The organism is Skermanella rosea (assembly GCF_016806835.2).
Taxonomy (GTDB): domain Bacteria; phylum Pseudomonadota; class Alphaproteobacteria; order Azospirillales; family Azospirillaceae; genus Skermanella; species Skermanella rosea.
Window position 1 is genome coordinate 3,460,870 of the sequence record NZ_CP086111.1, and the last position, 19,253, is coordinate 3,480,122.

At 66.4% G+C, this 19,253-nt stretch carries 19 protein-coding genes and 1 pseudogene; 3 read left to right on the forward strand and 17 right to left on the reverse strand.

Going from position 1 to position 19,253, the window contains the following annotated elements; all coding sequences use genetic code 11:
• Nucleotides 1-12 precede the first annotated feature (12 nt).
• Nucleotides 13-1,026: a zinc-binding alcohol dehydrogenase family protein gene (locus tag JL101_RS16075; protein WP_203097330.1), complete on the reverse strand. Its 1,014-nt coding sequence runs from the start codon at nucleotides 1,024-1,026 to the stop codon at nucleotides 13-15.
• Between the two features lie 106 nt (nucleotides 1,027-1,132).
• On the opposite strand from JL101_RS16075, the gene JL101_RS16080 reads away from it, so the two are divergent.
• The 3 genes from JL101_RS16080 to JL101_RS16090 all read left to right on the forward strand — a co-directional run bounded on the left by JL101_RS16080 (nucleotide 1,133) and on the right by JL101_RS16090 (nucleotide 4,292).
• A complete protein-coding gene (locus tag JL101_RS16080; RefSeq protein WP_203097331.1) occupies nucleotides 1,133-2,083 on the forward strand; it encodes a LysR family transcriptional regulator in 951 nt (316 codons plus the stop codon).
• Between the two features lie 92 nt (nucleotides 2,084-2,175).
• A complete protein-coding gene (locus tag JL101_RS16085) occupies nucleotides 2,176-3,183 on the forward strand; it encodes a calcium-binding protein (RefSeq protein ID WP_203097332.1) in 1,008 nt (335 codons plus the stop codon).
• Nucleotides 3,184-3,314: 131 nt separating this feature from the next.
• Entirely contained in the window at nucleotides 3,315-4,292 is a 978-nt protein-coding gene (locus JL101_RS16090; RefSeq protein ID WP_203097333.1) for an Rpn family recombination-promoting nuclease/putative transposase, read from the forward strand.
• A gap of 22 nt (nucleotides 4,293-4,314) precedes the next feature.
• Here the strand turns inward: JL101_RS16090 and JL101_RS16095 are convergent, their stop codons facing one another.
• From JL101_RS16095 to urtA, 16 genes and pseudogenes are all read right to left on the reverse strand, one after another.
• The gene (locus JL101_RS16095) at nucleotides 4,315-5,349 is read right to left on the reverse strand and encodes an aldose epimerase family protein (protein ID WP_203097334.1); all 1,035 of its coding nucleotides are present in this window, start codon (nucleotides 5,347-5,349) and stop codon (nucleotides 4,315-4,317) included.
• 8 nt (nucleotides 5,350-5,357) lie between these two features.
• Nucleotides 5,358-6,629 (reverse strand): glycerate kinase type-2 family protein, encoded by a 1,272-nt coding sequence (locus tag JL101_RS16100; RefSeq protein ID WP_203097335.1) that lies wholly within the window; start codon nucleotides 6,627-6,629, stop codon nucleotides 5,358-5,360.
• Nucleotides 6,630-6,681: 52 nt separating this feature from the next.
• The gene (gene glxR, locus JL101_RS16105; RefSeq protein WP_203097336.1) at nucleotides 6,682-7,569 is read right to left on the reverse strand and encodes a 2-hydroxy-3-oxopropionate reductase; all 888 of its coding nucleotides are present in this window, start codon (nucleotides 7,567-7,569) and stop codon (nucleotides 6,682-6,684) included.
• Nucleotides 7,566-8,144, reverse strand: a complete 579-nt coding sequence (locus JL101_RS36795; protein WP_407697328.1) for a FadR/GntR family transcriptional regulator — start codon at nucleotides 8,142-8,144, stop codon at nucleotides 7,566-7,568. The genes glxR and JL101_RS36795 overlap by 4 nt, the downstream gene beginning before the upstream one ends.
• Nucleotides 8,145-8,306: pseudogene (locus tag JL101_RS36905) on the reverse strand (FadR/GntR family transcriptional regulator); the annotation flags it as partial.
• Nucleotides 8,307-8,349: 43 nt separating this feature from the next.
• Nucleotides 8,350-9,177 carry an NAD-dependent epimerase/dehydratase family protein gene (locus tag JL101_RS16120; protein ID WP_203097337.1) on the reverse strand — a complete coding sequence of 276 codons (828 nt, stop codon included), beginning with the start codon at nucleotides 9,175-9,177 and terminating at the stop codon, nucleotides 8,350-8,352.
• Between the two features lie 190 nt (nucleotides 9,178-9,367).
• On the reverse strand, nucleotides 9,368-10,282 hold the full coding sequence (locus JL101_RS16125; RefSeq protein WP_203097338.1) for a DMT family transporter: 915 nt from the start codon (nucleotides 10,280-10,282) through the stop codon (nucleotides 9,368-9,370).
• A gap of 116 nt (nucleotides 10,283-10,398) precedes the next feature.
• The gene (locus JL101_RS16130; RefSeq protein WP_203097339.1) at nucleotides 10,399-11,073 is read right to left on the reverse strand and encodes a hypothetical protein; all 675 of its coding nucleotides are present in this window, start codon (nucleotides 11,071-11,073) and stop codon (nucleotides 10,399-10,401) included.
• A 171-nt stretch (nucleotides 11,074-11,244) separates the two neighbouring features.
• Nucleotides 11,245-12,402, reverse strand: coding sequence for a hypothetical protein (locus JL101_RS16135; protein ID WP_203097340.1), 1,158 nt, complete (start codon nucleotides 12,400-12,402; stop codon nucleotides 11,245-11,247).
• A 245-nt stretch (nucleotides 12,403-12,647) separates the two neighbouring features.
• Complete coding sequence (locus JL101_RS16140; RefSeq protein ID WP_203097341.1) at nucleotides 12,648-13,001, reverse strand: FmdB family zinc ribbon protein; 354 nt, start codon at nucleotides 12,999-13,001, stop codon at nucleotides 12,648-12,650.
• A gap of 11 nt (nucleotides 13,002-13,012) precedes the next feature.
• Complete coding sequence (gene fmdA / locus JL101_RS16145; protein WP_203097342.1) at nucleotides 13,013-14,242, reverse strand: formamidase; 1,230 nt, start codon at nucleotides 14,240-14,242, stop codon at nucleotides 13,013-13,015.
• Nucleotides 14,243-14,298: 56 nt separating this feature from the next.
• Nucleotides 14,299-14,988, reverse strand: a complete 690-nt coding sequence (urtE, locus tag JL101_RS16150) for an urea ABC transporter ATP-binding subunit UrtE (protein ID WP_203097343.1) — start codon at nucleotides 14,986-14,988, stop codon at nucleotides 14,299-14,301.
• 15 nt (nucleotides 14,989-15,003) lie between these two features.
• Nucleotides 15,004-15,750, reverse strand: coding sequence for an urea ABC transporter ATP-binding protein UrtD (gene urtD, locus JL101_RS16155; protein ID WP_203097344.1), 747 nt, complete (start codon nucleotides 15,748-15,750; stop codon nucleotides 15,004-15,006).
• Between the two features lie 3 nt (nucleotides 15,751-15,753).
• Complete coding sequence (gene urtC / locus JL101_RS16160; RefSeq protein WP_203097345.1) at nucleotides 15,754-16,896, reverse strand: urea ABC transporter permease subunit UrtC; 1,143 nt, start codon at nucleotides 16,894-16,896, stop codon at nucleotides 15,754-15,756.
• A 10-nt stretch (nucleotides 16,897-16,906) separates the two neighbouring features.
• Entirely contained in the window at nucleotides 16,907-17,833 is a 927-nt protein-coding gene (gene urtB / locus JL101_RS16165) for an urea ABC transporter permease subunit UrtB (RefSeq protein ID WP_203097346.1), read from the reverse strand.
• Nucleotides 17,834-17,934: 101 nt separating this feature from the next.
• Nucleotides 17,935-19,221, reverse strand: coding sequence for an urea ABC transporter substrate-binding protein (gene urtA / locus JL101_RS16170; protein WP_203097347.1), 1,287 nt, complete (start codon nucleotides 19,219-19,221; stop codon nucleotides 17,935-17,937).
• Nucleotides 19,222-19,253: the final 32 nt, after the last annotated feature.

The window sequence follows — 19,253 nt, forward strand, 5'->3', positions numbered from 1 at the left end:
GGCCGCCGGATCCTAGAAGCCGGTCAGGACGATCTTGCCGATCGAGCGGCCGCTCTCCAGTGCCGCATGGGCCTTGCGCAGGTTCGCGGCATTGATCGTGCCGAATTCCTGGCCGAGGGTGGTCCGGATCAGTCCCTCGTCGACCAGGCCCGAGACCTCGTCGAGCAGCTTATGCTGCTGGATCATGTCGGGCGTCTCGTGCATGGCGCGGACGAACATCAGCTCGATGTGAAGCGTCCCGGCCTTGCCCTTGATCTGCATGACGTCCAGGGACGCCGGGTCGTCGATCAGGGTGATCTCCCCCTGGGGGGCCATGACCTTGACGATCTCCGCCCAGTGCCTGTCGGTGTGGGTCAGGGATAGCACGTAGCGCACCGTCGGGTACCCGATCCGGGCCATCTCCTCCGACAGGGACCTGGAATGGTCGATCACGTGATGCGCGCCCGAGGCCGTCACCCAATCCCGCGTTTCCGGCCGCGAGGCCGTGCCGATGACGGTGAGGTTGGTGAGCCTGCGGGCGAGCTGAACCGCGATCGATCCGACGCCCCCGGCCGCCCCGATGATCAGGATGGCGTCGTCGGTCGGCGCCTTGCCGACCGGAATGCGGAACCGGTCGAACAGGCATTCCCACGCGGTGATGGCGGTCAGCGGCAATGCGGCCGCCTGGGTGAAGGACAGGCTCCGGGGCTTGTGGCCGACGATCCGCTCGTCCACCAAGCCGTATTCCGCGTTGCTGCCCGGGCGGGTGATGCTGCCGGCGTAGAAGACCTCGTCGCCGGGCTTGAAGAGCGTGACGTCGCGCCCGACCGCTTCCACCACGCCGGCGGCGTCCCAGCCCAGGATCACCGGCTGTTCGGGTGTTCCCGTACGGCGCATGCGGACCTTGGTATCGACCGGATTGACCGAGACCGCCTCGATCCGCACCAGCAGGTCGCGCAGCCCCGGGACCGGTTTGGGCGCCTCGAAATCGAACAGGGAACGCTCTTCGGTAATGGGCAGGCTTTCGCTGTAGCCGACGGCTTTCATGGGCTGATCCTTTCATGCATCCTTCAACCTGCTCCCCAAGATGGATCAACGCCGCCCGACATAAAATGGCCTTGAGTCCGAATTGACTGTTTGGCTTTATCAAACAATGGATTTCAGCCTTTCCGACCTGACGCTCTTCGTCCGCACCGCGACACTTGGCAATATCAGCGCGGCCGGGCGGGAGATCGGCCTTGCACCGGCGTCGGCCAGCCAACGCCTCCAGGCGATCGAACGGGAGATCGGGGCTCGGCTGTTCCATCGGACTACGCGCAAAGTCGCCTTGAGCGAGGACGGCCGAATCTTCCTGGCCTATGCGCAGAAGATCCTGACGGATGCCGAGGAAGCCAGGGATGCGGTGACGGGGACACAGTCGCCCGCCGGGATGCTGTCGGTCACCGCTCCCGCTTCCTTCGGCCGCCAATACATCTCGCCGGTCCTGCCCGAGTTCCTGAAGGCCCATCCCAGGCTGCGGGTGCGGATGCACCTGATGGACCATGTGGTCGATATCGTGGCCCAAGGGATCGACATCGCCATCCGGATCGGCACCCTGCCCGACAGCACGCTGGTGGCGAAGCGGCTGGTGACCAACCGCCGCGTCGTCTGCGCCGCCCCGGCTTATCTGGCCGAGCACGGTACCCCCGCCACGCCGGCGGACCTGGAGGGGCACGCCTGCCTTGTCCTCGGCGACCAGCGCCTGTGGCGTTTCGAGAGTGCCGGCGGTTCGGGAGGCGAGGTCGCGGTGCGCGTCGCCGGCCCGCTGGAGAGCAACCATGGCGAGGTGATCAAGGACGCGGCCGCCGCGGGTATCGGCATCGCCATCAAGTCGACCTGGGATGTCGCCGACCTGCTGCGCGACGGACGGCTGGTGCCGATCCTCGGTGACTATCCGCTGGCGGGAGACAGCGCGATCTGGGCGGTCTATCCCAACATGCGGCTGCTCCCGGTCCGGGTCAGGTTGTTCATCGATTTCCTTGCGAAGCGCTTCGGTCAGCCGACGCCCTATTGGGACAAGGTCAGCACCTCCGAAGGACAGGCACCATTCTTACTAAAGGATTAATTTTCCTTCTGCGCTAACGTGTTATTAACTAACCCCAATGGCGCACACAGTGCGTCCTTCTTCTCGACCTTCCTTCTTCAAGGGACCTCACGATGACGACCCGGATCGGCACCTCGGTACGCGATGTCCTGTATGGAACCCGCTGGGCGGACACGCTCCGCGGCGAGGCCGGCAACGACTACCTCAACGGACAGGGCGGCAACGACAGCTTGTCCGGAGGCGCCGGTGACGACAAGCTCGACGGCGGAGCCGGCAACGATACGCTACGGGGAGGCGACGGCATCGATGCCCTGTTCGGCGGTGACGGTTCTGATGTCCTCCACGGCGACGGCGGCAACGATTACCTCTCCGGTGGCGCCGGGTTCGACCAACTCTTCGGCGGTGCCGGCAACGACCGCTTGGTCGGCGGCGAGGGAAGCAACGACCTATCCGGCGGCGACGGCAACGACGTGCTGGTGCTCGAGGAGCACGGCACGGTCCGGGAGACCTCCTCCCTGTTCTCCGGCGGGACGGGCCGCGATACCCTGCACGTCGTTGCGGACGATGCCCGGGTGCTCGTGGATCCCTACACCGGATCGACCGCGACCGCTCCGGCGCGCATCGCCATCGATCTGGACGATGAAGGATCCGGCGGCAGCCTGTGGTTCCAGGACGGCGACGGCTGGGCTTTCGAAGCTGCCGGCACCTTCGACGGGATCGAGGCCTTCACCGTCTCCGAGGGTACCCGGCTGGATTTCCATGGCGGAGCCGGTGATGCGACGGTGACCGGCGGCCTGCACGCCGACCTGTTCGAGGGCGGCTCGGGCAACGAGACCTTTCATGGGGGCGGCGGGGCCGACCTGTTCCTGATGAGCTGGAACGGCTCACTTCAGGGAATGGGTCATGACAGGATCGTCGGCTTCAAGGCCGCCGAAGGCGACCGCATCGCTTCCGCGTTCTTCACCGGGAAGCATGGGGTCGATCTGAAGACGACCTGGGTCGAGAAGAACGGCCATACGGTCTTCACCACCCGGACGCCCGACGGAACCATCGTCCACACGCTCGACGTGGACGCCGTCGGCTTGCCCAAGGGAACCATGGCCGATCACGACTGGGCGTGAAACTTGGGGCAAGGCGGGCCGGTCATCGGCGGATTTGACGCAGGCCGAACGGACAGGATCCCGGTTGGTCTATCCGTCGGGTTCATGCGATTGCATGCGCACATGTTCCATCCGCCCGGTTGCTCCCCGCCATGCACTCCCGCCTGATCCGCCGGCACGACCATTTCTTCAAACGGTTGCTGGAGCAGCCCGGCACGGCCGGGGCGCTGCTCCGGGAGCGGCTTCCGCCCGAGATCGCGAAGCTGCTGGGTCCCGATGAGCCGGTGCTGGTGCAGGGCTCCTTCGTGGATCGGGAACTTCGGGAATATCGGACGGACCGGCTCTACCGCGTACGCCTGCGGGACGGACGCGAGGCCTATCTCTATGTCCTGATCGAGCATAAGGCCGCCCCCGACCCGCGGGTCGGCCTTCAGCTTCTCGGCTATATGACGCAGTTCTGGCTGTCGTGGGACAAGGGGGAGGGAAAGGCGAAGGACGGCAAGCTACGGCCGCTGCCGCTGCTGTTCCCCCTGGTGGTCTATCACGGCGCGGCGGAGTGGGGCGTACCCCTGTCCTTCGCGGAGGCTGTCGATCTCGATGACGAGACGCTACGGCCCTATCTCTTGGATTTCCGCTACTCTCTCACCGACCTCGGAAGGATCGACGATGCCGGGCTGTCACGGCAGAAGGAACTCCGGATCGGGCTTCTTCTGCTGAAGCATGGCGGCCGGGGCGGCGACCTGCGCCAGATCCTGGTCGAGGTCGGTCGCGCCGCAGCGGCCCTGAGCACCGATGACTTGGTGACCCTGGTACGCTACATTGTTTCCGAGCCCAATGAGGTCGAGGCTGCGATGCTTCGGGACCTGCTGAGGGAGATCGTACCCGGTCAGGAGGCAAGGATCATGTCGATCGCGGCGGAACAGTGGAAAGCCGAGGGCATGGCTCGGGGTAGGGCTGAAGGCAAAGCGGAAATCCTGCTGCGCTTGCTGCGACGGCGCTTCGGCGAAATACCCCAATCGACCTTCGACACGGTCCATACCGCCTCCGACGACGAACTGACGGCATGGGCGGAGAACATCCTAGATGCGTCGAGCCTGGATGCGGTCTTCCATCCGTCCAGGGCGAACTGACGGCGTCGTCGAGGGGCGGCCGTCAGGCGAACCGGTAGATCGTGGTCGAACGGAAGGCATCGCCGGGGTCCAGGCGCGCCGACGGAAAATGCGGATGGTTGGGCGAATCCGGGAAATGCTGGGTTTCCAGGCACAGCGCGTCGCCCTGGCGGTAGATCTTCCCGGCGGCGCCGATCAGGGTGCCGTCGAGATAGTTGCCGCTGTAGAATTGGACGCCGGGCTCGGTCGTCAGCACCTCCATCACCCGCCCCGACACCGGGTCGCGCACCCGGGCAGCGAGCGTCAGGTCACCGGGCGAAGGCTTGTCCAGCACGTAGTTGTGATCGTAGCCGCGGGTGATCGCCAATTGCGGATGACCGTCGCGCAGGCGGGCGCCGATCGTCATCGGACGGGTGAAGTCGAACGGCGTTCCCGCTACCGGCTCGATGGCGCCGGTCGGGATCGAGGTCGGGTCGACCGGCGTATAGTGCGAGGCGTTCAGATAGACCTCGTGCCCCTCGACGTTGCCGGAGCCGTCGCCCGTCAGGTTGAAGAAGCTGTGGTTGGTCAGGTTCACCACGGTCGGCCGGTCGGTGATCGCGTGATAGTCGATCCGCAGCGCGTTGTCGTCGCCCAGCGTGTAAGTGACGGTCACGTCGAGGGTGCCGGGATAGCCTTCCTCCCCGTGCGCGCTCCGGTATGACAGGGCGAGCGCGCCGTCCCCGGCACGCTCGGCCCGCCAGATCCGGGTGTTGAAGCCGCCCGGGCCGCCATGAAGGGCATTGGGACCGTTGTTGGCGGCGAGCGTGAAATCCTCGCCGTCCAGGGTGAACCGGCCCTTCGCGATCCGATTGGCGTAACGCCCGATGATGGCGCCGAAGTAGCGGCCGGGCTCCGTGTAGTCCTCCAGCCGGTCGAAGCCCAGCACGACGTTGGCGATGCGGCCCGCGGAGTCCGGAACGTGAAGCGCCTTGACGACGCCGCCATAGGTCAGGATCTCCACCGCCATTCCGCTGTCGTTCGCCAGCGTGTGGAGGTCGACGCCCTCGCCGAACGGCCGTTTCTCTTGCCTTGCCATGCCGCCCCCTACTCCGCCGGATCGATCAGGATCGCGCGGAAGTCGTTGACGTTGGTCAGGGTCGGTCCGGTGATGACCTGGTCGCCCAGCGCCTCGAAGAAGGTGTGGCCGTCGTTGTCGGCCAGCTTCGCCTTCGCGTTCATGCCGCGCTCGGCGGCGCGGCGCAGGGTGTCGGGAGTGATGATGGCGCCGGCCACCTCCTCCGCCCCGTCGATACCGTCGGTATCGCCGGCGATGCCCCAGATCCCCTTGGCGCCGTTGAGGGCGACGGCGGTGGAAAGCAGGAACTCGACGTTGCGCCCGCCCTTCCCTTCGCCCCGTACAGTCACCGTCGTCTCGCCGCCCGACAGCAGGACGCAGGGCGCCGGCAGCGGGTGGCCGTGGGTCGCGGCGGAGAGCGCGATGCCTGCCATGATCTTGCCGACCTCCGTCGCCTCCCCTTCCAGCGCGTCGCCCAGCAGCAACGGGGTTACGCCTGCCTTGCGGGCCACCTCCGCGGCGGCTTCGAGGGAGAACTGCGGCGTCGCGATCATCACGTTGGTGACATTGGCGAGGCGCGGATCGCCGGGTTTCGGCGTCTCGTCCTCGCCCCGGTCCAGGTGGCGCTGCACCGCGTCCGACGGCGTGATGTTGTAACGCCGGAGCACGGCGCGGGCATCGTCGAAGGTGGACGGGTCGGGCACCGTGGGGCCGGAGGCGATGACCGAGGGATCGTCGCCGGGCACGTCGGAGATCAGCAGGCTGACCACCTTGGCGGGATGGGCCGCCGCACCCAGCCGCCCGCCCTTGATCGCGGAGAGGTGCTTGCGGACGGCGTTCATCTGCCCGATATCGGCGCCGGAGGCGAGCAGCGCCTTGTTGACGGCCTGCTTGTCCTCCAGCGTCAGGCCCGGCGCAGGCAGCGCCAGCAGGGCCGACCCGCCGCCGGAGATCAGGAACAGCACCAGGTCGTCAGGCCCCGCCCCTTCCGCCAGCTCCAGCACGCGCGCGGCGGCGGCGTGGCCGGCCGCGTCGGGAACGGGGTGGGACGCCTCGACGATCTCGATCTGGCGGCACGGCACGGCATGCCCGTAGCGCGTGATCACCAGCCCTTCGACGGGTCCCGGCCAATGGTCCTCGACCGCCTTCGCCATGGCGGCGGAAGCCTTGCCGGCTCCCAGCACGATCGTGCGGCCCTTGGGCGGCGGCGGGAGATGCCGCGGCACGACCTTCTCCGGCAATGCCGCCTCGACCGCGGCATCGAACATCGCCCTCAGCAGATCGCGCTGCCGTGTCGCCATGATGGGTGTTCCTTTCCCTCTGTATCGCCCGTTCGGGCCGTTCTGGGGCGCTCTACTTGGCGCCGATCTCGTGGTTTGCCATAAGTTCGAGGGCCCGCACCAGTGCCGAATGATCCCAGGCATTGCCGCCGTTGGCCGAGCAGGTGTTGAGCAGTTCCTGGCAAGTCGCGGTGTTGGGCAACGCCACCTTCAGTTCGCGGGCACCCTGGAGCGCCAAATTGAGGTCCTTCTGGTGCAGTTCGATACGGAAGCCCGGATCGAAGGTCCGCTTGATCATCCGTTCGCCGTGGACTTCCAGGATCTTGGAACTGGCGAAGCCGCCCATCAGTGCCTGCCGCACCTTGGCCGGGTCGGCTCCCGCCTTGGAGGCGAACAGCAGCGCCTCGCCGACCGCCTCGATGGTCAGGGCCACGATGATCTGGTTGGCGACCTTGGTGGTCTGCCCGTCGCCGTTGCCGCCGACCAGGGTGATGTTCTTGCCCATCAGGTCGAACAGCGGCTTGACCTTGTCGAACACGGCCTGCTCGCCGCCGACCATGATGGTCAGGGTACCGGCCTTGGCCCCGACCTCGCCGCCCGACACAGGCGCGTCCAGGTAGTCGCAGCCCAGCTCGTTGATCCGGCGGGCGAACTCCTTGGTCGCCATGGGCGCGATCGAGCTCATGTCGACCACCACCTTGCCGGCGCCGAGGCCCGCGGCGACGCCGTCCGTGCCGAACAGCGTCTCCTCCACGTCGGGGGTGTCTGGGACCATCAGGATGATGACGTCGGCCGCCTCGGCGACCGAACGGCGGGTGTCGACCACCTTGGCACCGCCCTTGACCAGCTCGTCCGGGATGGGCGAGCGGTGCTTGACCACGATCAGTTCGTGGCCGGCCGACAGGATGTGCCCCGCCATGGGGCGGCCCATGATGCCGAGCCCGATGAAACCTACCTTCATGTCTCTTCTCCTTGATTATCCGGTTGCCGGCCCGGTGCGGGCCAGTCCTCGGCCAGCATGATCCTCTCGACTCCCGCCAGATGCTCGCGCATCGCGTCGCGGGCGGCAGGGCCGTCGCGGCGCCCCAGCGCGTCGAGGATGCGGGCGTGCTCCGTCAGCGATGCCCGATGGTTCTCGGGCAGGCCGGTGCGCCGGCTCAGCCCGTCGAAGATCGGCTCGCCGGACTCGGCCCACAGCCGGTCTACCATGGACGCCAGCACCGAGTTGCCGGTCGCCCGGGCGATCCGGGCATGGAACAGGCGGTCGGCGGACCGGACGTCCTGGCCGGCATCGACCCCTTCCCGCATCCGGTCCAGGGCCTCCGCGATCGAGGTGAGGTCGTCCGCGGTGGCGCAGGCGGCCGCGGCGAAGGTAACCTCCGGCTCGATCAGCAGGCGCGCGGCGATCAGGTCGAACGGGCTCGGGCCGATGTCGGGCGCCGAGAAGGAGGGCGATGCCTCCTGCGGGGCCTTGCGGACAAAGGCGCCGGAACCCGTCCGGACCTCGACGAGGCCGGCGATCTCCAGCGCGATCATGGCTTCGCGCACCGTCGGGCGGCTGACGCCGAGCTGCCGCGCGAGGTCGCGTTCGGGGGGCAGGCGGTGGCCCGGCGGGAATTCGCCCCGCCGGATCAGGTCGCCGAGTTGCCCGGCGACCTGCTGGTACAGCCGCTGCGTCTCTACGGTCTGGATGGGCAGCTCAAGGTCCTCCGGCTTCCGGCCGAGCGATACCGGCCGGCGGTCAGCGGTCGTCGGACGACAGCGGGCGGGGCCGTCGCTCCGGCGGCGTGTAGTTCATCGGGGCGAAGCTGCCGCCCTGGTATCGCTGGCCGACCACGTCGAGCGGGTTCGGCTTGGGCAGGATCTCGGCGGCGTAGTCCTCCGCGTTCTGGCGCGGATGGTAGCCAAGCCGCTCGGCGCCCGCGTTGTCCCAATAGGAACGCGTATTGGCCGAAACGCCCCAGACCGCGAGATAGCCGACATCGGGCGCCGTGACGCAGCGGACGATCAGTTCGATCATGTCCTCGTGGCCGAGCCAGGTGCTGAGATGGCGGAACTGGGTCGGCCGCTCCTCGGCGGAGCCGATCCGCAGGCTGATCCCCTCGATGCCGTGCTTGTCCCAGTACATCCGGGTCATGGCCTCGCCCCAGACCTTGCTGAGGCCGTAGAAGCCGTCGGGCCGGTAGTCGCAATCGACTTCCAGCTTCTCGTCGACCGAATGCATGCCCGTCGCGTGGTTGGAGCTGGCGAAGACGATGCGCCGCACGCCGTGCCGGCGGGCTCCCTCGTAGACCTCGTACAGGGCCCGGAGATTGTTCTCGATGATCTCGGGCAGAGGTTTCTCGTTGCTGGTGCCGGCCATGTGGACCAGGACGTCGGTGCCGGCGAGCAGCCTGTCCACCACAGCCGGGTCGCGAAGGTCGCCGTGGCAGACCTCCTCCTCCGGCGAGACCGGATCGAGGGGACGGGAGCCGCCGGCGGAGCGGAGACCGAAACCCCGGGCCAGCAATGCCGGACGCAACACGCGTCCGATCGAGCCGCTGCCTCCTGACAGGGCGATCTTCGTCATTGCGGCCGGCTTTCCGTGACTGCGTAGCGTGAGAAGGCGCCCGATGACGACATCCGCATTTCCCCCATCCCTAGTGGCAGGCCCGTCTTGCTCCCGCGGGCGTTCGAATGCCGGTGAGTGTCGATCAAAGAGCCTCGTCCGTCAACCGGCTAAATGGCCGGGTGGCCTGACCAATTTTTAGAGCTCAATCTCATGCCCTGCGCTCCTGCGCCAGCAGGTACAGGCCGGAAGCGATGATGATCGCGGCGCCGGCGAAGGTCCAGGGCGAGGGGACGTGGCCGAAGACGAGGTATCCCAGCGTGACCATGCCGATGATCTGCGCGTAGGTGAAGGGAGCCAGCACGGAGGCCGGGACATGCCGATGGGCGAGGATAAGAAGGAAGTGCCCTGCCGCACCGAAGAAGCCGGCTCCACCCAGCATCGCCCAGGTCGCAAGGTCTGGCGGCGGCACCCACACGGCGTAGAGCCAGGGCAGCAGGGCGACCGTCGGAAAGGCCGCCATGACCAGCAGCATGCTGCCCGGGGATTCCGACTGGGCCAGCGACCGGGTCATGATGACGTACCCGGCGCTGGTGGCGGCGGACGCCAGCGACAGCAGCACGGCCCAATGGACCTCGGCCACGCCGGGACGGGTCACCACCAGGATCCCGGCGAAACCGACCGCGATGGCTGCCCAGCGTTTCGGCCCGACCGTCTCCTTCAGGAACAGGACGGACAGGATGGCGATGAACAGCGGCCCCAGGAACTGGATCGTCACCGTCTCGACCAGTTGCAGGTAGCGCAGCGCCATGAAGTTCAGGCCCGTGCAGAGCGTCAGCAGGGCCGCGCGGCCGATCTGGGCGAACGGCCGGTTGGTCCGCCACGCCGACCGGGACCGCCAGGGGTTCAGGAATACCATGGCGAGGACGAAGTGGATCGCGTAGCGGAACCACACGACCTCCACCGTCGGCACATGCCGGCTGCTGAGCTTGGCCAGGGTGTCCAGGAAGCAGAACAGGGTCACCGCCGCGACGGCGAGGCCGATGCCCTGGAGCCGGCGGCTTCGCGCGAGGGCGGCGTCGACCGGGGCGGTATCGGCCAGCGTCTGGGCCTGGGCTTGGGTCACGGCGGTGGTCCGTTCTGCGCATTGCCGGGTAGAAGCAACCCGGCGGACGGGGAATCATCCCGGTCAGATAGCCCCTGCGCAGCGGGCGGGCAACTCACCTTATAGTCAGCGGAAAGTCAGCGGAGCGACCAGACGGTGGTCGGGGAGCCGGCCTTCTCGGTGCACAGGGGCAGCGCCTCCCCGCTCCGATAGACGCGATAGCACTTGCCGGGATCGCCCGGAAGGAAGCGCGACGCCGGATCGAGACCGGCAGGAGTCCCATCGGTCAGGAGCCATCGGTTGTCAGGCTGGAGGCAGATGGACGCCGGCTGCGTCCGGCAATCCTCCTGGCCGGGCGCACAGGCCTGATAATTCACGGCGTAGCACAGGTCCTGGACCGGTGCGCTCTGGCCGCCGGCCTGGGCGGTCTGCTCCGGCGGACCGCTTTGACCGCTTCGGGGAGCGGCGGCCGCCGTCCCTTCGGTGCCGCCGGTACAGCTATATCCCTGGGCTTCGAAATCCCGCTTCATCTTGGCGATGGCGTCGATGCAGACTTGGCCGGTTTCCCGCGCTTCCCACAAGGTCCGCGGCGGCTCGGCATTACGGTAGTAGCGTACGGAACACGGCGCACCGCCTGGCTCGAAGACCCGGTCCATTCGCCGGGTCTGGTCCGTCAGGGTGCATATGTGGGTTTCGGTCTGCTCGGCCTTAACCGCCGCCGGATCGATCAGCAGGCACAGGACGGCGGCCTGGAGCGTCGTAAGCAGCCTGATCGGCAGTCCACCGTCGGTTTTCTGGCGGTCCCGGATCAATGATCTCTCCCCTAGCCTTCCACGATATCGGACCTGTTAACACGTAGAGTCCGCTTTGTGGTCAAGAAGGGTGCAATCGGTCGCCGTGGGCCGGTCGCTCTTTCGGGCTAACGCGGATCGAATGCGTCGGGACCGCGGACCGTGAGGCCCGCGGTCCCGACGGCACGAGGATCACTGGGACGGCTGGCTCGACCCGCTCGCCGGGGCCTCCCCTTCGGCGGCGGGCTTGGCGGCCGCGCGCAGCACCTCCGCCTGGTTGACCATCTGGTCGCGCAGGAGGCTGAGTTGCTTCTCGGCATCCAGGAAGACGGCTTTGGCCGCTTCGGCCTGACGTGTCGCTTCCTGCTGCTGCTGGCGCAACGCGTTGAGGGCCTCCGAACGCTGGGCCACCTCGTTGCCGATGGCGGCAAGGTTCTGGCTGGCGAGCGATACCGCCCCCTGGAGATCGGCGATCCGCCGTTCGCCCTGGGCGATCTCCTCGTTCAGCTGGTCGCGCCTGGCCGTCAGGTTGGCAAGCTGGCCTTCGATCTCCTTCGCGGCGGCCTCGGTCCTGGCGACCTGATCCTCCAGGGCCTCCCGGGTGCCGACCGCAACTTCCATGGCGGCCATGTCGGCGACGACGCGGTCCTTTTCGGCCTGGATCCTTTCGATGTCCTGGCCGAGTTCCGCGACCTTGGCCTGGGCGACGTCCCGCGCCCAAGCGACGCCGCCGATCCTCTGGACAAGCTCGTTGCGCTCGGCCAGCAAGTTGGCGCGCAGGTCTTCCAGCCGGGCGACCTCGTCGACCAGCGGCAACAGCTCGTCGCGCTGGCTGGTGAGCGTCGCCATCCGCTTCTGCAGCTGAGCAAGGTCGGCTTCTCCGACGTCGCGCGCCCACGTGACGGCGCCCAGCTTCTGGACGATGCCGTTCCGCTCGTTCAGCATCATCGACCGCTCGACCTGGATATTGGCGAGTTCGTCGTTGAGGCTGGCGACCTGGGCGGTCAGCGGCTTCAGCTGGTCGCGCTCGCCGGTAACCGTGGCAAGCTGTTCCTGGGTGGTGGTCAATTGCCCCCGGGCGGTGGTGAGCTGGCCCTGGGCGTCGTTGAGCTGTGACTGAAGGCCGGCAACTTCCGCCCTCAGGTTATCCGCCTGATTGCTGTAGGTATTGGCCCTGGTCCAACCCGTCACCGCCAGGATCAGGGCGATGGCCGTCGCACCGCCGAGCAGGTAAATCGTCCGCCGATTGACCCAGCCGGGCTCCCGGGCGGCGCTTTCGGTACCGGTGTTCTGCGTTCCGCTCGGAGCGGCCGTGCCCGTGGGCTCGGCCTCTGGTCCATTGTGAGCCACGCTCGCCTCCCTGTGCTCTCTATTTCGTCTCGATGTTTTGGCTAGAGGGCCATAGGTGTGCATGACAAGTCAATGACCGGGTGAGTACTATCGGGGTTCTCCAGGGACTACGACTTTCGCTCCTGTTTAAAGCCCGGATGCCGTATTGATCGTGGTGAAGCCGATTTCTCGTCTTGGGTAACTACATATTCGCGCAAAGAGGGGAGCCGACCTCCCAGCTCCCCTTTTTCACGACGACTTCGCAATCAATGCGAGATCATCCAAGGACGTTTTGACGGGAACGTCTTGGCGCCGTCCCGGGTGTAGACGGCGCTGCTCTTGCCGCCGGAGCAGCAGGAGCAGCCGGGGCCGTGGGCGCCCGCTTGACCTGCCGAGCGGTCGGATTTCTTCGACAGCTTCGGCGCGTGGGCGCTCCGCTCGTTGGTTTCGAAGGCGGCCCGGCGCGCCGGGTCCATGTTGCCGATGCTGGGAAAGGACAGGTAGGCCCGGGACGCCGGCACCCCGCAGTCGGGGCAGCCGCACGGTTCCGCCGACTGCGCCATGGGCCGCAGCGCCGTGAAGGCGCCGCAGCTTTCGCACATGTAGTCATAGACCGGCATGGCGCTGCTCCTCAAAGATCCGGGGCGAGCGGCACGTCGATCGAGCCGTCCAGCATCTTCTTCGGTCCGTCCGACCCGGGATTGATGTCGAACTCGAACACCCCGGTCGGCAGCCACAGCGTTGCACAGGCGTTGGGAATGTCGACGACGCCGCTGATATGGCCCTGGACCGGCGCGGTACCGAGGATCGCGTAAGCCTGGGCGCGGGTGAAGCCGAACTTGGTCAAGTACTCGATCGCGTTCAGGCAGGCTTGGCGGTAAGCCACGTGGACGTCGAGATAGTGCTGGACGCCGCCCTCGTCGACCGAGATCCCCTCGAAGATCAGGTAGTCGTCGTAGGTCGGCTTGATCGGGCTTGGCTTGAAGATCGGGTTCTTGATGCCGAACTTCGCCATGCCGCCCTTGATCAGCTCGACCTTCAGGTGGATCCAGCCGGCCATCTCGATGGCGCCGCAGAAGGTGATCTCGCCGTCGCCCTGGCTGAAATGCAGGTCGCCCATGGACAGGCCCGCCCCCGGTACATAGACCGGGAAGAACACCTTGGCGCCGCGCGACAGGTCCTTGATGTCGCAATTGCCGCCATGCTCGCGCGGCGGCACGGTCCGCGCGCCCTCGGCACCCGCCGCCTTCGCGTCGTCACCCTTCATGCGGCCCATGTGGGCGGTCGGGCCGTAGGGCAGCGTGGCGAGCGCCGGCACCCGCTCGGGATCGGTGTCGAACAGCGCCTTCTCGCGGGTGTTCCAGGTCTGGAGCATGTCGCGCGACGGCAGGCAGCCGATCAATCCGGGATGGATCAGGCCGGGGAAGCGGACGCCCGGCACGTGGCGCGATTTGGTGAACATGCCCTCGAAGTCCCAGATCGACTTCTGCGCCTCGGGGAAATGCTCGGTCAGGAAGCCGCCGCCGTTCTTTTTGGAGAAGAAGCCGTTGAAGCCCCACTGGCTGGCCGGAAAGGCGCCGATGTCGAGGAAGTCCACCACCAGCAGGTCGCCCGGCTCCGCTCCCTCGACGCCGATCGGGCCGGACAGGAAATGGACCTGGGTCAGGTCCACGTCGCGCACGTCGGCGGCGCTGTCGTCGTTCTTGATCTGGCCGCCGGTCCAGTCGAAGCACTCGACGATGAAGTCGTCGCCGGGCTTCACCGTGGCCACCATCGGGATGTCCGGGTGCCAGCGGTTATGGATCATGTCGTTGTCGTAGGGGGAAGAGCCCAGGTCGATCTTGATGATCGTTTCCGCCATGTCAGCGCTCCTTCTCGATGGGTTGTTTGTCTTGAGGGCGAAAGGAAATACGGTGTTCAGACCGACAGGTACCGGGCGACCTGCGCCTCGTCGATTCCGTCCCGGGGCTGGTCCTGGACGATGTCGCCGTTCTCCAGCACCAGGACGCGGTCGGCGATGTCGAGCGCGAAGCTCAGCACCTGCTCCGACACGACGATGCTGAGGCCGCGGTCGTCGCGGATACGCTTCAGGGTCCGGGCCATGTCGCGGATGATGGAGGGCTGGATGCCCTCCGTCGGCTCGTCCAGGAGAAGCACCTTGGGTCGGCTGGCGAGCGCGCGGGCGATGGCGAGCTGCTGCTGCTGGCCGCCGGACAGGTTGCCGCCACGGCGGCCCCTCATCTCCAGCAGCACGGGGAACAGTTCGTAGATGTCGGGCGGGACCCTGGTCTCGCCCGAGACGGTCAGGCCGGTCTCGATGTTCTCCTGCACCGTCATGGTGGAGAAGATCATGCGGCCCTGGGGCACGAAGCCGACGCCCTTGGCCACCCGCTGGTGGCTCTTCAGGTGGGTGATGTCGGTCCCGCCGACCGCGACCGAGCCGCTTCGGGTCGGCACGATCCCCATCAGGGACTTCATCAGCGTGGTCTTGCCCATGCCGTTACGTCCCATGATCGCGACGATCTCGCCGGGAGCGATTGTGAAGTCCAGGCCATGGAGAACCTCGCTCTGGCCATAGGCGACATGAAGGCTGGAGACGTTGAGCATTTTCGGCGTTTCCCCCTAATGGCCAAGGTAGACTTCGACGACGCGGGGATCATTCTTCACGTGGCTCATTGATCCTTCGGACAGGACCTTGCCCTGGTGCAGGACAGTGACCCGGTGGGCGATGTCCTCGACGAACTTCATGTCGTGTTCGATGACGATCACCGCGCGGTCCTTGATGATGCGGTTGAGCAGGTCCGCCGTCTTGACCCGCTCGGCGACACTCATGCCGGCGACGGGCTCGTCGAGCATCAGGAGCTTGGGGTCCTGGATCAGGAGCATGCCGATCTCCAGCCACTGCTTCTGCCCGTGGCTGAGATACTCCGCCCGCTGGTCCAGGTGGTCGGCCAGGAAGATGGTCTCCGCGATCTCGTCGATGCGATCGCGCACCGCGGCGTCCCGCTTGAAGGCCAATGCGCCGAACACGGAATGACCGCGGGGATACGAGATCTCCAGGTTCTCGAAGACGCTCAGGTCCTCGTAGATGGAGGGGTTCTGGAACTTGCGGCCGATCCCCTCGGCCACGATCCTGTCCTCGCGCAGCCGGGAAATCTCCTTGCCCTTGAACCTGATCGAGCCGCCGGTGGCGCGGGTCCGGCCGCAGATCAGGTCGAGCACGGTGGTCTTGCCGGCCCCGTTGGGACCGATGATGACGCGGATCTCGTTCTCCTCGACATAGAAGGACAGGTTCTCGACCGCCTTGAAGCCGTCGAACGACACGGTCAGGCCCTCGACCGAGAGGAGGAAGCTGGTCTCGTTCGCCATGGTTCAGGTCCTCCGCTCGGCAGCGGCGGCGGCAGACGGGGCGATCGGGCGGGCGCCGGCGCGGGCCGCGGCCCAGCGGTCGAACAGCGGCTGGACATGGACCTGCCAGAGCCCGGCAAGGCCGTTGGGGAACGCCATGACGACGCCGATGAACAGGGCGCCCATGGCGAACAGCCACAGTTCCGGGAAGCTTTCGGAGAAGATCGTCTTGGCGTAGTTGACGAACAGCGTGCCGTAGACGGCGCCGAACAGGGACAGCCGCCCGCCGACCGCGCAGTAGATCACCATCTCGATCGAGGGCACGATGCCGACGAAGGACGGCGACATGAACCCGACCTGGAGCGTGAACATCGCCCCGCCGACCGCTGCCAGCACCGAGGCGAAGCAGAAAATGAAGATCTTGAAGTTGGAGACGTCGTAGCCGGAGAAGCGGACCCGGTCCTCCTTATCGCGGATCGCCACCAGGATGCGGCCGTACTTGGAGCGCCGGACGAACTGGGCGGCCAGCAGGCAGCCGAGCAGCAAGGCGACGGTGACGAAGTACAGCACCTCCTTCGCGAAGTCGGTGCGGATATCCCAGCCTTTCAGCGTGCGCAGGTCCGTGATGCCGTTGATGCCGCCGGTATAGCCCTGCTGACCGATGATCAGGATCGTCAGGATCGCGGCAATGGCCTGGGTGATGATCGCGAAATAGACACCGCCGACACGCCGCTTGAACATCGCGACGCCGATGAGCCAGGCGAAGGCCGTCGGCACCACCAGAATCGCGACGACGGTAAGGGTCAGGCTGTGGAACGGCTGCCAGAAGAAGGGCAGTTCGGTGATCTGGTTCCAGTCCATGAAATCGGGAATACCGGGGGTGGACTGGATCGCCGTCGCCTCCGGGCTGGAGGATTCGAGCTTCAGGAACATCGCCATGCAGTAGCCGCCGAGGCCGAAGAAGATCCCCTGCCCCAGGCTCAGGATGCCGGCATTGCCCCAGCACAGCACCAGCCCCAGCGCCACGAAGGCGTAGGTCAGGTACTTGCCGACTAGGTTCAGCCGGAAGCTGTCGAGAGCCATGGGGAAGACGACCAGCAGCAGAGCCGCCAGAACGACGAGGAATAAGACTTCGTTGCGCCTGAGAAAGATATTGCCGCTTCTCATGGATAGTCCCTCATCGCCTTACCTTGAGGACGAACAGGCCCTGTGGCCGCAGCATGAGAATTCCGACGACCGTCAGCAGCGTCAGCACCTTCGCCATCGAGCCGCTGAGGAAGAATTCCATGGTGGACTGGGCCTGGGAGATCACGAAGGCCGACGCGATGGTGCCGAGCAGGCTCTGGGCGCCGCCGAACACCACCACAAGGAAGGTATCGACGATATAGAGCTGCCCCGAGGTCGGCCCGGTCGAGCCGACCATGGTGAACGCGCTGCCGGCGACCCCGGCGATGCCGCAGCCGATGCCGAAGGTGTAGCGGTCGACCCTCTCGGTATCGATGCCGACGGCGCCGGCCATGACCCGGTTCTGCATGACGGCCCGAACCTGCTTGCCCCAGCGCGAGCGGTACATCAGCACGCCGACCGCTATCGTGATCATCAGCGTCAACGCCATGACGAACAGGCCGTTTATCGGCACCTCGATCACGTCGGTCACGGGCAGCGAGCCGATCAGCCATTCCGGCAGTTCCACGCCGACCTCGCGGGCGCCGAAGACGGAGCGGTAGAACTGCTGAAGGATCAGGCTAAGGCCCCAGGTCGCCAGCAGCGTGTCGAGCGGCCTGCGGTAGAGGTGCCGGATCATCGCCCACTCCACCAGCATGCCGAGCGCTCCCGCCCCGACGAAGGCTAGCGCCATCGCGACGAAGAAATAGGCGCTGAACAGGGCCGGGATGTAGTTGAGGAAGAAATTCGAGGTGAAGTAGGTGATGTAGGCTCCCAGGATCAGGAATTCCCCGTGCGCCATGTTGATGACGCCCATCTGCCCGAAGATGATCGCGAGCCCGAGGGCCATCAGCACGAAAACGGAAAACAGGATCAGCCCGGCGAACCCCTGCATGGCGAAAATGGAGCCGAGTTCGGCCAGCGTGTAGCCTTCGAACATGGACCGCTCTCCTGACGAATGGTGCTCCAGCACGGTCGGAGGGTACGCGTCCCGCGCAACCGGGGGCGGCGAGGACGCACCCCTCCGCACGCGCCTTCAGGTCACTGGTAGCCCTTGGGGAAGGGATCGGGCTCCATCAGGTCCGCCGTCTCGTAGATCACCTCGTACTGGCCATCGGCCTTGGCCTTGCCGACGCGGGTCTTGCTCCACAGGTGATGGTTCTCGTGGACGCGGACATAGCCTTCGGGCGCCTGCGGGAACTCGATCCCCGGCGAGGCCGCGGCGACCTTGTCCACGTCGAAGCTGCCCGCCTTCTCCACCGTCAGCTTCCACAGCCAGGGCCCCAGATAGGCCGCCTGGGTCACGTCTCCGATCACGATGCTCTCGCCCCACATCTTCTTGAAGGCCTGGACGAAGGCCTTGTTGTTGGGGTTGTCGAGCGACTGGAAGTATTTCATGCAGGCATAGGCCCCGGCGATGTTCTCGCCACCGATGCCGAGGATCTCGTCCTCGGTGACCGAGATCGTGACCAGCGTCTGCTTGGACAGGTCGATCCCGGCCGCCTTGAGCTGCTTGTAGAAGGCGACGTTGGAGCCGCCGACGATGATCGCGTAGATCACGTCCGGCTTGGTCAGCTTGATCTTGTTGATGACCGAGTTGAACTGGGTATGTCCGAGCGGGAAATACTCCTCGCCGACCACTTTCAAGCTGTTCTTCTCGATGTGCTTGCGGGCGATCTTGTTGGAGGTGCGCGGCCAGATATAGTCGGAGCCCAGCAGGTAGAAGCTCTTGGCCTGCTTCTCCTTCACCACCCAGTCGATGCCGGCGAGGATCTGCTGGGTCGCCTCCTGCCCGGTGTAGATCACGTTCTTGGACTGCTCCAGCCCCTCGTAGAAGGTGGGATAGTAGAGCATGCCGTTGTACTGCTCGAACACCGGCAGCACCGCCTTGCGGGACGCCGAGGTCCAGCAGCCGAAGACTGCGGCGGCCTTGTCGTTGACCAGCAGCTTCTTGGCCTTCTCCGCGAAGTTCGGCCAGTCGCTTGCGCCGTCCTCCTGGATGAACTCGATCTTGCGGCCGAGCACGCCGCCCATCTCGTTGATCTGGGCGATCGCGAGCTTCTCCGCCTGGACCGACCCGGTCTCGCTGATCGCCATGGTGCCGGTGACGGAGTGGAGGATGCCGACCCGCACGGTACTGTCGGTCACCGCGAGGCCCGTCGTGTTGACCGCCGAGGTGGCCGGGGCCTGGGCGTAGGCCGGCCTGGAAAGCGGTCCCGGCAGCAGGGTCGCCGCGGGCAGCGCGGCCATGCCGAGCAGAAGCCTGCGGCGCAGGGCGGATCGGGGGCCGTTCAATTCGGGGCTGGCCGGGGTGTGATCGGAAGACATGCAACCTCCTTTTGCTTTTCGGCGTCGGGCAG

Bases quoted from the DNA above. Each gene is read 5' to 3' on its own strand.
- JL101_RS16085 (WP_203097332.1), top strand. From the start codon at position 2,176: ATGACGACCCGGATCGGCACCTCGGTACGCGATGTCCTGTATGGAACC.
- JL101_RS36795 (WP_407697328.1), bottom strand. From the start codon at position 8,144: ATGATCGCGCTGGAGATCGCCGGCCTCGTCGAGGTCCGGACGGGTTCC.
- JL101_RS16100 (WP_203097335.1), bottom strand. From the start codon at position 6,629: ATGGCGACACGGCAGCGCGATCTGCTGAGGGCGATGTTCGATGCCGCG.
- JL101_RS16090 (WP_203097333.1), top strand. From the start codon at position 3,315: ATGCACTCCCGCCTGATCCGCCGGCACGACCATTTCTTCAAACGGTTG.
- JL101_RS16075 (WP_203097330.1), bottom strand. From the start codon at position 1,026: ATGAAAGCCGTCGGCTACAGCGAAAGCCTGCCCATTACCGAAGAGCGT.
- urtC (WP_203097345.1), bottom strand. From the start codon at position 16,896: ATGAGAAGCGGCAATATCTTTCTCAGGCGCAACGAAGTCTTATTCCTC.
- urtE (WP_203097343.1), bottom strand. From the start codon at position 14,988: ATGCTCAACGTCTCCAGCCTTCATGTCGCCTATGGCCAGAGCGAGGTT.
- JL101_RS16120 (WP_203097337.1), bottom strand. From the start codon at position 9,177: ATGACGAAGATCGCCCTGTCAGGAGGCAGCGGCTCGATCGGACGCGTG.
- fmdA (WP_203097342.1), bottom strand. From the start codon at position 14,242: ATGGCGGAAACGATCATCAAGATCGACCTGGGCTCTTCCCCCTACGAC.
- glxR (WP_203097336.1), bottom strand. From the start codon at position 7,569: ATGAAGGTAGGTTTCATCGGGCTCGGCATCATGGGCCGCCCCATGGCG.
- urtA (WP_203097347.1), bottom strand. From the start codon at position 19,221: ATGTCTTCCGATCACACCCCGGCCAGCCCCGAATTGAACGGCCCCCGA.
- JL101_RS16140 (WP_203097341.1), bottom strand. From the start codon at position 13,001: ATGCCGGTCTATGACTACATGTGCGAAAGCTGCGGCGCCTTCACGGCG.
- urtB (WP_203097346.1), bottom strand. From the start codon at position 17,833: ATGTTCGAAGGCTACACGCTGGCCGAACTCGGCTCCATTTTCGCCATG.
- JL101_RS16095 (WP_203097334.1), bottom strand. From the start codon at position 5,349: ATGGCAAGGCAAGAGAAACGGCCGTTCGGCGAGGGCGTCGACCTCCAC.
- JL101_RS16080 (WP_203097331.1), top strand. From the start codon at position 1,133: ATGGATTTCAGCCTTTCCGACCTGACGCTCTTCGTCCGCACCGCGACA.
- urtD (WP_203097344.1), bottom strand. From the start codon at position 15,750: ATGGCGAACGAGACCAGCTTCCTCCTCTCGGTCGAGGGCCTGACCGTG.